This is a genomic window from Hansschlegelia beijingensis (assembly GCF_045505405.1).
Taxonomy (GTDB): Bacteria; Pseudomonadota; Alphaproteobacteria; order Rhizobiales; family Methylopilaceae; genus Methylopila; species Methylopila beijingensis_A.
In genome coordinates this window covers 1-9,955 of sequence record NZ_JBJKEX010000090.1, presented here as the reverse complement: position 1 = coordinate 9,955, position 9,955 = coordinate 1, and the positions used below count along the sequence as shown (strand labels likewise).

16 protein-coding genes are annotated in these 9,955 nt (G+C 69.5%); 5 read left to right on the top strand and 11 right to left on the bottom strand.

The genetic code is table 11. The annotated features are described in order from the left end of the window. On the top strand, nt 1-219 hold a 219-nt coding region (locus tag ACIKT0_RS08065), incomplete at its 5' end, for an NTP transferase domain-containing protein (RefSeq protein WP_407104842.1). A 6-nt stretch (nt 220-225) separates the two neighbouring features. Here ACIKT0_RS08065 and ACIKT0_RS08060 read toward each other — a convergent pair. Beyond that, a complete protein-coding gene (locus ACIKT0_RS08060) occupies nt 226-696 on the bottom strand; it encodes a DUF488 domain-containing protein (protein ID WP_407104841.1) in 471 nt (156 codons plus the stop codon). Continuing rightward, a complete protein-coding gene (locus tag ACIKT0_RS08055; RefSeq protein WP_407104840.1) occupies nt 693-1,208 on the bottom strand; it encodes a hypothetical protein in 516 nt (171 codons plus the stop codon). Before ACIKT0_RS08055 ends, ACIKT0_RS08060 begins: the two co-directional genes overlap by 4 nt. A gap of 235 nt (nt 1,209-1,443) precedes the next feature. Between ACIKT0_RS08055 and ACIKT0_RS08050 the strand changes: the two genes are divergently transcribed. Then, on the top strand, nt 1,444-1,749 hold the full coding sequence (locus ACIKT0_RS08050; protein WP_407104839.1) for an usg protein: 306 nt from the start codon (nt 1,444-1,446) through the stop codon (nt 1,747-1,749). Here ACIKT0_RS08050 and ACIKT0_RS08045 read toward each other — a convergent pair. Continuing rightward, nucleotides 1,697-1,933: a fibronectin type III-like domain-contianing protein gene (locus tag ACIKT0_RS08045; protein ID WP_407104843.1), complete on the bottom strand. Its 237-nt coding sequence runs from the start codon at nt 1,931-1,933 to the stop codon at nt 1,697-1,699. The two genes, ACIKT0_RS08050 and ACIKT0_RS08045, sit on opposite strands and share 53 nt — an antisense overlap. Before the next feature lie 23 nt (nt 1,934-1,956). On the opposite strand from ACIKT0_RS08045, the gene ACIKT0_RS08040 reads away from it, so the two are divergent. The 3 genes from ACIKT0_RS08040 to ACIKT0_RS08030 all read left to right on the top strand — a co-directional run bounded on the left by ACIKT0_RS08040 (nt 1,957) and on the right by ACIKT0_RS08030 (nt 4,189). Further along, entirely contained in the window at nt 1,957-2,340 is a 384-nt protein-coding gene (locus ACIKT0_RS08040) for a siderophore-interacting protein (protein WP_407104838.1), read from the top strand. A gap of 180 nt (nt 2,341-2,520) precedes the next feature. Further along, nucleotides 2,521-3,171 carry a DUF47 domain-containing protein gene (locus ACIKT0_RS08035; RefSeq protein WP_407104837.1) on the top strand — a complete coding sequence of 217 codons (651 nt, stop codon included), beginning with the start codon at nt 2,521-2,523 and terminating at the stop codon, nt 3,169-3,171. Between the two features lie 7 nt (nt 3,172-3,178). Next, on the top strand, nt 3,179-4,189 hold the full coding sequence (locus ACIKT0_RS08030) for an inorganic phosphate transporter (RefSeq protein WP_407104836.1): 1,011 nt from the start codon (nt 3,179-3,181) through the stop codon (nt 4,187-4,189). A gap of 83 nt (nt 4,190-4,272) precedes the next feature. Here ACIKT0_RS08030 and ACIKT0_RS08025 read toward each other — a convergent pair whose 3' ends face one another. The 8 genes from ACIKT0_RS08025 to ACIKT0_RS07990 all read right to left on the bottom strand — a co-directional run bounded on the left by ACIKT0_RS08025 (nt 4,273) and on the right by ACIKT0_RS07990 (nt 9,830). Further along, on the bottom strand, nt 4,273-4,548 hold the full coding sequence (locus tag ACIKT0_RS08025; protein WP_407104835.1) for a hypothetical protein: 276 nt from the start codon (nt 4,546-4,548) through the stop codon (nt 4,273-4,275). A gap of 111 nt (nt 4,549-4,659) precedes the next feature. Then, entirely contained in the window at nt 4,660-4,851 is a 192-nt protein-coding gene (locus ACIKT0_RS08020) for a DUF3008 family protein (protein ID WP_407104834.1), read from the bottom strand. Between the two features lie 17 nt (nt 4,852-4,868). Further along, nucleotides 4,869-5,177 (bottom strand): hypothetical protein, encoded by a 309-nt coding sequence (locus ACIKT0_RS08015; protein WP_407104833.1) that lies wholly within the window; start codon nt 5,175-5,177, stop codon nt 4,869-4,871. 78 nt (nt 5,178-5,255) lie between these two features. Further along, the gene (locus ACIKT0_RS08010; RefSeq protein WP_407104832.1) at nt 5,256-5,429 is read right to left on the bottom strand and encodes a hypothetical protein; all 174 of its coding nucleotides are present in this window, start codon (nt 5,427-5,429) and stop codon (nt 5,256-5,258) included. Nucleotides 5,430-5,459: 30 nt separating this feature from the next. Next, nucleotides 5,460-6,497, bottom strand: a complete 1,038-nt coding sequence (locus tag ACIKT0_RS08005; RefSeq protein WP_407104831.1) for a UDP-glucuronic acid decarboxylase family protein — start codon at nt 6,495-6,497, stop codon at nt 5,460-5,462. Nucleotides 6,498-6,499: 2 nt separating this feature from the next. Beyond that, nucleotides 6,500-7,630, bottom strand: a complete 1,131-nt coding sequence (locus ACIKT0_RS08000) for a CgeB family protein (RefSeq protein WP_407104830.1) — start codon at nt 7,628-7,630, stop codon at nt 6,500-6,502. Beyond that, a complete protein-coding gene (locus ACIKT0_RS07995) occupies nt 7,627-8,721 on the bottom strand; it encodes a CgeB family protein (protein ID WP_407104829.1) in 1,095 nt (364 codons plus the stop codon). Before ACIKT0_RS07995 ends, ACIKT0_RS08000 begins: the two co-directional genes overlap by 4 nt. Continuing rightward, nucleotides 8,718-9,830 carry a CgeB family protein gene (locus ACIKT0_RS07990; RefSeq protein ID WP_407104828.1) on the bottom strand — a complete coding sequence of 371 codons (1,113 nt, stop codon included), beginning with the start codon at nt 9,828-9,830 and terminating at the stop codon, nt 8,718-8,720. Before ACIKT0_RS07990 ends, ACIKT0_RS07995 begins: the two co-directional genes overlap by 4 nt. Between the last annotated feature and the right edge of the window lie 125 nt (nt 9,831-9,955).

Below are 9,955 nucleotides of genomic sequence, written 5' to 3'. Positions count from 1 at the left end.
GCGCATGTGGTGGCGCCGGTCCGCGACGGCCGGCGCGGCAATCCCGTTCTCTGGGGGCGGCGCTTCTTCGCCGCCCTGTGCGCGATCGAGGGCGACGCCGGCGGACGCCATCTGCTCGCGGAGCAGAGCGAGACGGCGCGCGAGGTCGAGGCGGATGACGGCGCGCTGATCGACGTCGACACGCCGGAGGCGCTGGCGGCGGTCCGCGCGCTGGGCTGAGGCGGCTCAGGGCCGCTCGAAGGTCGCCGGCAGCGGGTGCAGATGCTCGATAGCGACGTCCGCGTCCGCGGCTTCGACGCGCTCGGCGATCATCAGCCGATGGCAGTGCTCGGGCTCGCGCTCGAAGCACAGCAGGCAGAGCCGCTTGCCCGTCCGGACCAGCTGCTCGAGCGCAGTCAGCTCGTCTTTGGCGGCCTCGGTCTGGAGATGGGCTTCGTAGATCCGGCGCATGTCGTCGTAGCGCCCTGAGCGCGAGGCGGCGCGGCCGTCCGCCGGGGTCCCGAGCGCCCGCATGTGCAGATAGCCGACGCCGCGCTCCTCGAGCCCGGCCGCAAGCGCCCGCTTCGAGAAGCCGGGGCGGCGGGAGTTCGCCACCGCGCGCACGTCGATCAGCGTCTCGACGCCGGCGTTCGCCAGCGCGTCGGCCAGCGCATTGGGGGTAGCGCCCTCATATCCGATCGTGAAGAGACGGCTCATCTGATCCTGCAGGCCCAGATCTTTTGCACCCTGGCGGCGAAGCGGACGGCCGGGTAGCCGTCGTAGAATCCCGGGATCACGAACGCGCCTTCGCCCGAAGGCGGCACGAGCCCCGCGCCGGTGAACCCGACGTCATTGAGGTCGAGGTTCTGGGTCGACACCTCGATCTTCGTCAACACACGGTTGGCGAACGGGTTCCGGGCGTCCCAGATGAACACGTTGGACTGCACGTAGAAGGACGGGCTCGCGGCCCTGACCTTGCGCAGGTCCTCGATCGAAAGCGGTTCGGCGGAGCAGTTGGCGGACTTCTCCAGCAGCCCGTCGCGCTCCAGCGCCGCGCGCGCCCCGTCCTCGCAGGTCTGGCGGCAGGCGAGCGCGGCGTCCTTGATCTCGACGTCGCTCGCGGTGGCGCTGATCCGGCCGTTGACGCAGTCCCGCAGACAGCTCTGCGCCGCCGCGAGATCCGGCGCGGCCGCGATCACGAAAACAAGGATCAGCCGCTTGGAGATCATCCCGCTGCGCTCGCGTCACGGCCGCCGATGCGGCGGGCGTCCTGCCATACGCGCGAGAGCTCGGAACGGATCCGTCCGCCGCCGCCGGCCGCTGGCAGCAGCCATCCGTGCATGCTGCTAAACAACTGGAATCACAAGGCTATTACCCGCATTTCGATTGTCATGAAAGTGAGTCGCATAACACACTGAGGCTGCGGCGCTTCGGCAACCGCGCCGCGAGGCGATGGAGCATGCGATGAGCGAGCGTGAGTTCCCCAAGTCGAGCGTCCAGCGGGCGAGTGCGGATTTCGAACTTCAGATGCAGGGTTACGGGCTGATCACCGCGGAGATCCTTTACCGCATGCCCGATCATCCGAAGCTGCTGCAGTCCTTCCTCTGGCAGGACTACGACCAGGCCCCCGAGTTTCCGGTTCTTCGGCGCTTTCTGGACTGGTGGCGCAAGGAGCTCGAGGGCGTCCTGCACTCGGTCAGGGTGGCGCACAAGGCGCTCATCGGCCCGGCGGACTTCCAGCCGGTGAGGGCCGAGTTCCGGCTGAACTGAGCTCAGCGTCCCTCGGCGGCCTGTAGTCGAAGACGCCCGTCCGCACGTCGGCGGCGTTCGGGCCGGTCATCACCTCGACCGGCCCGGCGGTCGCGGCGAAGCGATCGTCCGAGAGCCAGTACGCGAAGTCCTCGGTCCGGATCGAGAAGGTGACCGTCTTGCTCTCCCCGGGCGCGAGCGCGATCCGCTGGAGGCCCTGTCGGCAAGATGGCGCCGCAGTCCGCCTGGACCCTGCTGGCGGGCGACGAGACCGCGCTCCCGGCGATCGCCCGCACCCTCGAGCTTATGCCGTCGGAGGCCCGCGGCGCTGCGCTGATCGAGGTGGACGGGCCAGGCGAGGAGGTTCGCCTGAAGGCGCCCGCCGGCTTCGAAATCCGGTGGCTGCATCGCTCCGCCGCTCCCGCGGAGGCCTCGCCGCTGACCGGCGCCGTCGCCTCCGTGGCGCGGCCTGAGGGCCACGACCCCTATGCCTGGGTCGCCTGTGAGTACGGGACCGCCAAGGCGATCCGCTCGCATCTCCGCTCGGCCTGGAAGCTGGCCCGCGACCGCCACATGGTAGTGGGATACTGGGAGCGCGAGTCCGCGGCCTGAGGGGCGCCGGCGCGTCGCATAGGCGCCACAGCGCATGACGGGAATGTGAAGGTTCCTGCCCGGCGCCCTGGCCGGCCACTGGACAGGGCCTGCGTTTTCCTTCACCTGCCAAGCGAGCCGGACGCCCGGGTCCTCGGACCCGAACTCTCCCTGGCGGCGACCGACGAGAGGCCGAAGGTGATGCTGAGCGCGTTCCGGAAATTAATGCCCCGCGAGGACCGGTTCTTCGACCTGTTCGAGCGCCAGGCGCAGACGCTGGTCGCCGGCGCCGAGGCGCTGCAGGGCCTGCTCAGGGGCGGGGACGAGGTGCCCCGCTACTGCGCCGAGATCGTTCGTCTTGAGCAAGAGGCCGACGATATCACCAGCGAGGTGCTCCACATCGTGCGCCGCAGCTTCATCACCCCCTTTGACCGCGGCGACATCAAGGACCTCATCCAGTCGATGGACGACGCCATCGACCAGATGAACAAGACCGCCAAGGCCATCACGCTCTACGAGCTCCGCAGCTTCGACCCGCTGATGCAGGAGATGGGCGGCACGGTGATCGAGGCCGCGAAGCTCACCGCCGAGGCGGTGCCCCTGCTGAACGGCATCGCCAAGCACGCGACCCGGATCGGCGAGCTGACCGAGCAGGTCACCCGCGTCGAGGGCCGCTCGGACGATCTGCACGACCAGGGGCTGAAGAAGCTGTTCCAGTCCTGCGGGCGCGACAACGCCCACGCCCTCGACTTCTTCATCGGCAGCAAGATCTACAGCCATCTCGAGGAGGTGGTGGACCGCTTCGAGGACGTCGCGAACGAGATCAGCGGCATCATGATCGAAAACGTCTGAGCGCCCCATGACGGAGGCCGCGACGCTCGCCCTGCCACTCCTGATCGGACTGATCGGGGTGGCGCTGCTCTTCGACTTCCTGAACGGCCTGCACGACGCGGCCAACTCCATCGCCACCATCGTCTCCACGCGCGTGCTGAGCCCGCGCTATGCGGTGGCGTGGGCGGCGTTCTTCAACTTCATCGCCTTCCTGTTCTTCGGGCTGCACGTCGCGCAGACCATCGGAACAGGCATCGTGGACGCCTCGATCGTCGATCCGAGGGTGATCTTCTGCGCCCTGATCGGAGCGATCGCCTGGAATCTGATCACCTGGGCGCTGGGCATCCCGTCGAGCAGCTCGCACGCGCTGATCGGCGGCCTCGTCGGGGCGGCGCTCGCCAAGGCGGGCTTCAGCGTGATCGTGTGGACCGGCCTGGGCAAGACCATGGCGGCGATCGTGGTCTCGCCTCTGGTGGGCTTCATCCTGGCGCTCGCGCTGGTGCTCCTGGTCTCCTGGGTGGTCGTGCGCCAGAGCCCGTTCGTGGTGGACCGCGAGTTCCGTCGGCTGCAGTTCGTCTCGGCCTCGCTCTATTCGCTCGGCCACGGCGGCAACGACGCGCAGAAGACGATGGGCATCATCGCCGTGCTGCTCTACTCGCAGGGCCATCTCGGCGGCGAGTTCCACATCCCGCTCTGGGTCGTCCTGACCTGTCAGGCCGCCATGGCGCTCGGCACGCTCTGCGGCGGCTGGCGCATCGTCCACACCATGGGATCCCGCATCACCCGCCTGGTGCCGATGCAGGGCTTCTGCGCGGAGACCGGCGGCGCGTTGACGCTGTTCATGGCCACCTGGATGGGCATCCCGGTCTCCACCACGCACACCATCACGGGCGCGATCGTCGGCGTGGGCGCGGCGAAGCGGACCTCGGCCGTCAGATGGGCCGTGGCGAGCAACATCGTCATCGCCTGGGTCCTGACCCTGCCGGCCGCCGCCTTGATCGCCGCGGCGAGCTACTGGATCACCGGTCTGATCGCCTGACGCCGGAACGAAAAAAGGCGGCGCGCTGCTGGCGGCCGCCTTGCTCCGGGTCGCTGTCCGCGTTCGCGGACAGCTCTCGCGGATTACTTGCTCTGGTCGTGGGGCTTCTCGGCCCCGCCGCCGCGCCGCGCGTCCTGATCCGCCTGCTGCTTCTGGATTTCCTGCGGATTGGTCGCCACGTCGGGGGCCACGTTGTTCATCGCGCCCGTCGTCTTCGGCGTGGTGTTCTCGGAGCCCGTGGCCGAGCCCTTGTCGACCGTCGACGGCTCCTGCGGCTGCTTCATTTCCGTGGACTGGGCGAAAGCTCCGCCGATCATCAGGGCGGAGGCGGCGGCGGCGAGGGTGATCCGTTTCATCATGGGCTTGGTTCCTCCAGTTTCTGGGCACAAGAACAACGCTTCGGCAGGGAATTTGTTCCCGAAACGGAGCTGATGTCGCGGTAGAGGCCAACAGCCTGCGCGATCAGGACTTTAACGTGACTTGGAAGCGTGCTCGGGTTTGCCTTTGCGGTCGGTGGAGGCGAGCTCGTGAAGCTGCTTCTCCGACATTGAATCGGCCATCGAGCGCGACGCGCCCTTCAGGTCGCTCTTCTTGGTGTCTCCGCGCTTGGCCGATAGCGCCGCGCCGGCGGCCTTCTGCTGCGCCTTGGACTTTGCAGGCATGACGGCTCCTCCTCGGCTCAGTCCCACCAGAAGCGGGACGAGCGCTGGCGCTCCTTCGAATACATCGCGATCGCGATCACGGCGCCGGCCGCGGCGGCGAGGCCCAGCGCGGCCAGACCGGGATGCTGCCCTACCGTCTCCCGCGCGCGCGTGGCGCCGGCCCGCACGGTCGTGGCGAGATCGTCATCGTCTTCGAACAGTCGGTGGGACATGTGCCGCGGCCGGCCATTGATGCGGCTGACCCTGTGGGTGAGCTCGTCCACCGTCCGCCGAAGATCGGCGACCGCCGGGCGGTGGTTTACGTTCGGATCGGCTTGTTCGGCCATCGGAGCCTCCTCCAGATGCGCGCCTCGCGGCGCCTTCGGAAGAGGAATTCGCCAAACTTCAAATCGTTCCGGCCGGGTTCAGCTGGCGCCGTCGTCGGCGATCTGATCCGCGCCGCGCTTCGCGGCGATATGAATCAGGACGGCTTCGCGGCTCGGGAAGGGCCCGAACACCGGCGTGCCGACCTCGTCCACGGCCCACCAGCCAGCCTCGACGCCGTCCCTGTTCTCTGTGAAGTGCACCGGCTTCAGCATTCCCAGAACCTCCGCCCCGAGAGGACCCCGCTAGAGTAGCCCCGCTTCGACCGCGTCGTTCAGCGCCGCCTCCGCCGGCCGCTTGCGCAGCTCGGCGGATCGTTCGACGAAATAGGCGCAGGTCGCGGCGAGACCAGCCTCCAGTGTCACGGTCGGCGACCAGCCGAGATAAGTCTGGGCCCGGGTGATGTCAGGCCGCCGCCTGCGCGGATCGTCGACCGGGAGCGGCCTGGTCGTGACGACGCTGTCGGTCCCGAGATGGGCGAGCACGAGCCGCACCAGCTCGTTGACCGTCAGCTCCTGCGGATTGCCGAGGTTGATCGGGCCGGGCAGCTCCTTCTCGCAGGCCATCAGCCGGATGAAGCCCTCGATCAGGTCGGAGACGTAGCAGAAAGAGCGCGTCTGCTCGCCCGAACCGTAGACGGTGATGTCGCGGCTGCTGAGCGCCTGGCAGATGACGTTCGACACGACCCGGCCGTCGTCCGGCTGCATACGCGGGCCATAGGTGTTGAAGATGCGCGCGATGCGGGCGTCGACCCGGCGCGCCCGGACCGCGTCGGAGGCAAGGCTCTCGGCGGCGCGCTTTCCCTCGTCGTAGCAGGCGCGCGGACCGATCGGATTGACGTTGCCGCGGTAGGTCTCGGGCTGCGGATGGACGTCCGGATCGCCATAGACCTCGCTGGTCGACGCGAGCATGAAGCGCGCGCCCTTGCCGGCCGCGAGCCCCAGCAGCTGATGGGTCCCGAGGACGCTCGTCAGCATCGTGTGCTCGGGGTCCGCCTGGTAGTGCGGCGGCGAGGCCGCGCAGGCGAGGTTGAAGATCTCGTCGATCGGGTCACGGCCGGCCGTCAGCCGCTGCGGCAGGGGATCGATGATGTCGGCCTCGATGAGCGTGAAGCGCGGCTCGCGCTCGAATTGCCGGAGGTTCTCGGGCCGCCCGGTCAGCATGCTGTCAATGCAGATCACGCGGGCGCCGTCGGCGATCAGCCGGTCGCACAGATGCGAGCCCAGAAATCCCGCGCCTCCCGCGACGACCGCCGTCTTGCCGCCCGTCCGCACGTTCCGCATCGTCACGCTCCCACCGCGAGGCTGCGCGCGGCGCCTTCGACTTCGCCGGCGTCGCTCCGCGCGTGCAGCGCCTCGTCCACATAGGCCTCGAACTCGCGCGCGCGATGGTCCGCGGTGTGCCCGTCTAGCACTCTGGAGCGCGCCGCGGCAGCGAGTTCCGCCACGCGTTCGGCCGGCCACTCCCGCACCGCGCGCAGCACGTCGTCCGCGCTCCCGGCGATGACGATTTCCTGGTCCGGCCGGAACAGCTCGTCGAGCCCGGCCCAATTGTCGGAAACCACCGGGCAGCCGGTCGCAGCGGCCTCGAACAGCCGCACGCTGGGGCTGTAGCCGGCCGCTGTCATGTCGGCTCGGGTCAGGTTCAGGGTGAAGCGGCTCGCAGCATAGAAGCCCGGCAGCTCGGGTGGCGCGAGATGCGGGATCCACTCGACGTTCGCCGGCCAATCAACGTCGTCCGGGTAGCTCGAGCCGGCGACCGCGAACCGCAGGTCCGGCGCGCGGCGCGCGGCCTCGAGCAGAAGCGTCTCCAGCTTCGGCTGCCGGTCCGGGCTGTAGGTGCCGAGATAGCTGAGGTCCCACCGCTTCGGCGTTTCGCGCGGCGCGAACGCTTCCGGGTCCACGGAGCAGTAGAGCGGCCGCGCGGCGCGCGCGCCGTAGTCGCGTTCGAGCCGCCGCAGCGTCGGCCCGCCCGTGAAGGACAGATAGACGTCGAACAGCTGGATGGTTTCTGGCGTGAGATAGGCGCAGCGCCCCTCGTCGACCGCCGCCAGCGTGACCGGCGTGTCGATGTCGTAGAACAGACAGGCGCCGCGCACGAGCTCCCGGACCCGACCCGCCACCTCGACGCCCTCGGGCACGTAGGAGCCGACCATCACGGCGTCCGCGCCGGCGATGCGGTCACGCCAGCGGTCGAGCTCCCCCACGCCGTCGTACAGCGCAAGCTCGCAATAGGCCGGGTCGGTCAGGTCGCGATGGCTCGCATACCAGGGCTGGTCGCGCTCGAGAAACAGGACGCGATGCCCGCGCGCGCCCAGCGCCTTCAGCAGCGCCCGGAACGTCGTCGCGTGTCCGTTTCCCCAGGAGGAGGAGAGGCTGAGGCCGAGAACGACGATGTCGAGCGGACGCGGGCTCATGCGGCGTTCTTCTCCCGTTTGGCGGCGATCTCCCGCCGGAGCAGCGCGTCCACCTGGTCCCCGCGCCGCTCATAGGTGTGCTCGCCCAGAACACGGCGCAGCGCCCGCTGACCGATCGCCTCCGCGCGCTCGCGGGTGAGGCTCGCGACATGCTCGGCGACGTCCGCGCCGTCGCGCGCCACCAGCACCTCCTCGTCCGGCTCGAGGAACAGCTCCAGTCCCTCCCAGGCGTCTGTGATCAGGCAGGCGCCGGCCCCGGCCGCCTCGAACACCCGCGTCGCCGGCGAGAAGCCCGTCGCCGCCATGCTGTCGCGGGCGATGTTCAGGACCGCCCGCGGCGTCACGTTGAAGGCGTTGTGGTCGCGCGTATAGACGTGGCCGAGATGGCGGACGTTCGCGGGCAGCGAGCGGTGCTCCCAGCCCGATCCGCCGAGCAGGAAGGCGCGCTCCGGCAGGCGCGCGGCGGGCTCGAGGAAGAAGGTCTCGACCCTGGCCTCGCGGTCGGGCAGCCGATTGCCCAGGAAGGCGAGGTCGCAGGCGAAGCGCGGATCCGGCGGGACCGGATGATGCGAGGACGGGTCGAGCGCATTGTAGACCGGGACGCAGCGCCGGGCGCCTAGGCTCTCATAGGCGTTCACCACCGGGTCGCCGCCGCCATAGGTCAGCACCAGGTCGATCTCGTCGAACGCTTCCGAGATCGGGTGCTTGGGTCGCGACCGGATCTCGGCGAGCGTGGCGGGCGCATCGACGTCCCAGAAGATGCGCAACGCGTCGGGCCGAGCGGCCCGCATCGTCTGCGCGACCAGCTCGTCGTCGAACACGCCGACGCCGCTCGCCTTGACCACGACGTCCGCCTCCTGGGCTTCCGCCACGACCGCCCGCAGCCCCTCGGAGGTCGCCGGCCACACCACGACCTTCGCCCAATCCGGCGGCTCGATGTCGCGATGCGCCTGCCGATCGAAGGCGTCCGGCTCGTAGAAGACGATCTCGTGGCCGCGCCGGGCAAGGGCGGACAGCACGCCCCTGTAATAGGTCGCCGCTCCGTTCCAGTAGGAGGACAGCAGGCTAGAGCCGTAGAACGCGATCTTCATGCGGTCGCACTCTCGATCTGGGATGCGCTGAGCTCGGCCACGAAGCCGAGGAGCTCATCGGCGCGATGCCGGCAGGTGTGCCGCGCGCGGATCGCGGCAAGGCCGTTGCGGGCGAGCTTCCGGCGAAGCTCGGGATCGTGCTGAACGGCCCTCATGTGGGTGGTCATCTCGGCTTCGTCGTTCGCGACGAGGAAATCGCGGCCCGGCTCGAACAGGCCTTCGCTGTCCTCCCAGGGCGCCGACAGGAGCGGCGCGCCGCAGGCGAGCGCCTCGAAGACGCGGATCGTGGGGATGCCGGGCAGGCTCTCGACATAGAGCCGGCGCGGGACGTGCACCGTCGCGAGGTGGCGGGCGTAGACCTCCGGCGCGCGGGGATTCGCGAGCCAGCCATGGTGGCGCGCGCCGTGCCGGGAGAGCTCCGCGAGGGCGTCAGCCGGGTAGCGGACGCCGTAGACGTCGAGGGAGGCTCCAGCCGCCGCGGCGGGTCTCAGCAAGAAGCGGCGGAGTTCGTCGCTGCGCTCGTCATCGCCCCAGTTCCCGATCCACACCAGCCCGTGGCGCTCGCCCTCATCAGCCGGCGGGCGGAACAGGCGGGTGTCGGCCGCCTCGTGCCAGACGAAGGCGCGGCGGCCCCAGCCGAGCCGCCCATAGGCCTCCGCGAGGCTCGCGCCGAAGGCCAGCACCCCGTCGTAATCGTCGAGGCGGTAGCGCCGCATCGCGTCCGGCTCGCTCGCCATGCGGTGGTGGGTGTCGTGGAACAGCAGCGTGAACCGCGCCCCGCGGCCGCGCAGCCCTCCGAGCGCGTTGACGAGCGACGGCTCGTTCCACTCATGGACGAGCACGAGATCGGCGCCGTCCGTCAGCGCGGTGAGGTCGGGCTCGTCCGGATAGGTTTCGAAGGCGAGCTCCGGATAGGCGTCGAAGAACGGTGCGAAGCCATCCTGGCCGTGATCGGCGACCAGGTTCTGCACACTCCACGGGTTCTCGGGCTCGAGCGCCCGCACCTGATGGCCCGCCGCGGCGAGCTCGCGCAGCACGCCCCGCACGAAATGCGCGTTGCCGTGGTTCCAGCAGGATCGCAGCGAATGCGTGAAGTAGATGATCTTCATGCGGCAGCTCCGACGTGGCCCGGATCAGCCAGCGCGTCGCGATAGAGCCGCAGCATGCCGGACGTCATGGCTTCGCGGGTGAAGATGGACCGCGCCTCTCCGGTGCTCGACGCCAAGATCCTTCA

What these genes read in the sequence shown, in the direction of transcription:
- ACIKT0_RS08060 (WP_407104841.1), bottom strand. Translation starts at nt 696, where the DNA reads ATGAGCCGTCTCTTCACGATCGGATATGAGGGCGCTACCCCCAATGCG.
- ACIKT0_RS08035 (WP_407104837.1), top strand. Translation starts at nt 2,521, where the DNA reads ATGCTGAGCGCGTTCCGGAAATTAATGCCCCGCGAGGACCGGTTCTTC.
- ACIKT0_RS08040 (WP_407104838.1), top strand. Translation starts at nt 1,957, where the DNA reads ATGGCGCCGCAGTCCGCCTGGACCCTGCTGGCGGGCGACGAGACCGCG.
- ACIKT0_RS08050 (WP_407104839.1), top strand. Translation starts at nt 1,444, where the DNA reads ATGAGCGAGCGTGAGTTCCCCAAGTCGAGCGTCCAGCGGGCGAGTGCG.
- ACIKT0_RS08030 (WP_407104836.1), top strand. Translation starts at nt 3,179, where the DNA reads ATGACGGAGGCCGCGACGCTCGCCCTGCCACTCCTGATCGGACTGATC.
- ACIKT0_RS08005 (WP_407104831.1), bottom strand. Translation starts at nt 6,497, where the DNA reads ATGCGGAACGTGCGGACGGGCGGCAAGACGGCGGTCGTCGCGGGAGGC.
- ACIKT0_RS08000 (WP_407104830.1), bottom strand. Translation starts at nt 7,630, where the DNA reads ATGAGCCCGCGTCCGCTCGACATCGTCGTTCTCGGCCTCAGCCTCTCC.
- ACIKT0_RS08020 (WP_407104834.1), bottom strand. Translation starts at nt 4,851, where the DNA reads ATGCCTGCAAAGTCCAAGGCGCAGCAGAAGGCCGCCGGCGCGGCGCTA.
- ACIKT0_RS08010 (WP_407104832.1), bottom strand. Translation starts at nt 5,429, where the DNA reads ATGCTGAAGCCGGTGCACTTCACAGAGAACAGGGACGGCGTCGAGGCT.
- ACIKT0_RS08025 (WP_407104835.1), bottom strand. Translation starts at nt 4,548, where the DNA reads ATGATGAAACGGATCACCCTCGCCGCCGCCGCCTCCGCCCTGATGATC.
- ACIKT0_RS08055 (WP_407104840.1), bottom strand. Translation starts at nt 1,208, where the DNA reads ATGATCTCCAAGCGGCTGATCCTTGTTTTCGTGATCGCGGCCGCGCCG.
- ACIKT0_RS08015 (WP_407104833.1), bottom strand. Translation starts at nt 5,177, where the DNA reads ATGGCCGAACAAGCCGATCCGAACGTAAACCACCGCCCGGCGGTCGCC.
- ACIKT0_RS07990 (WP_407104828.1), bottom strand. Translation starts at nt 9,830, where the DNA reads ATGAAGATCATCTACTTCACGCATTCGCTGCGATCCTGCTGGAACCAC.
- ACIKT0_RS07995 (WP_407104829.1), bottom strand. Translation starts at nt 8,721, where the DNA reads ATGAAGATCGCGTTCTACGGCTCTAGCCTGCTGTCCTCCTACTGGAAC.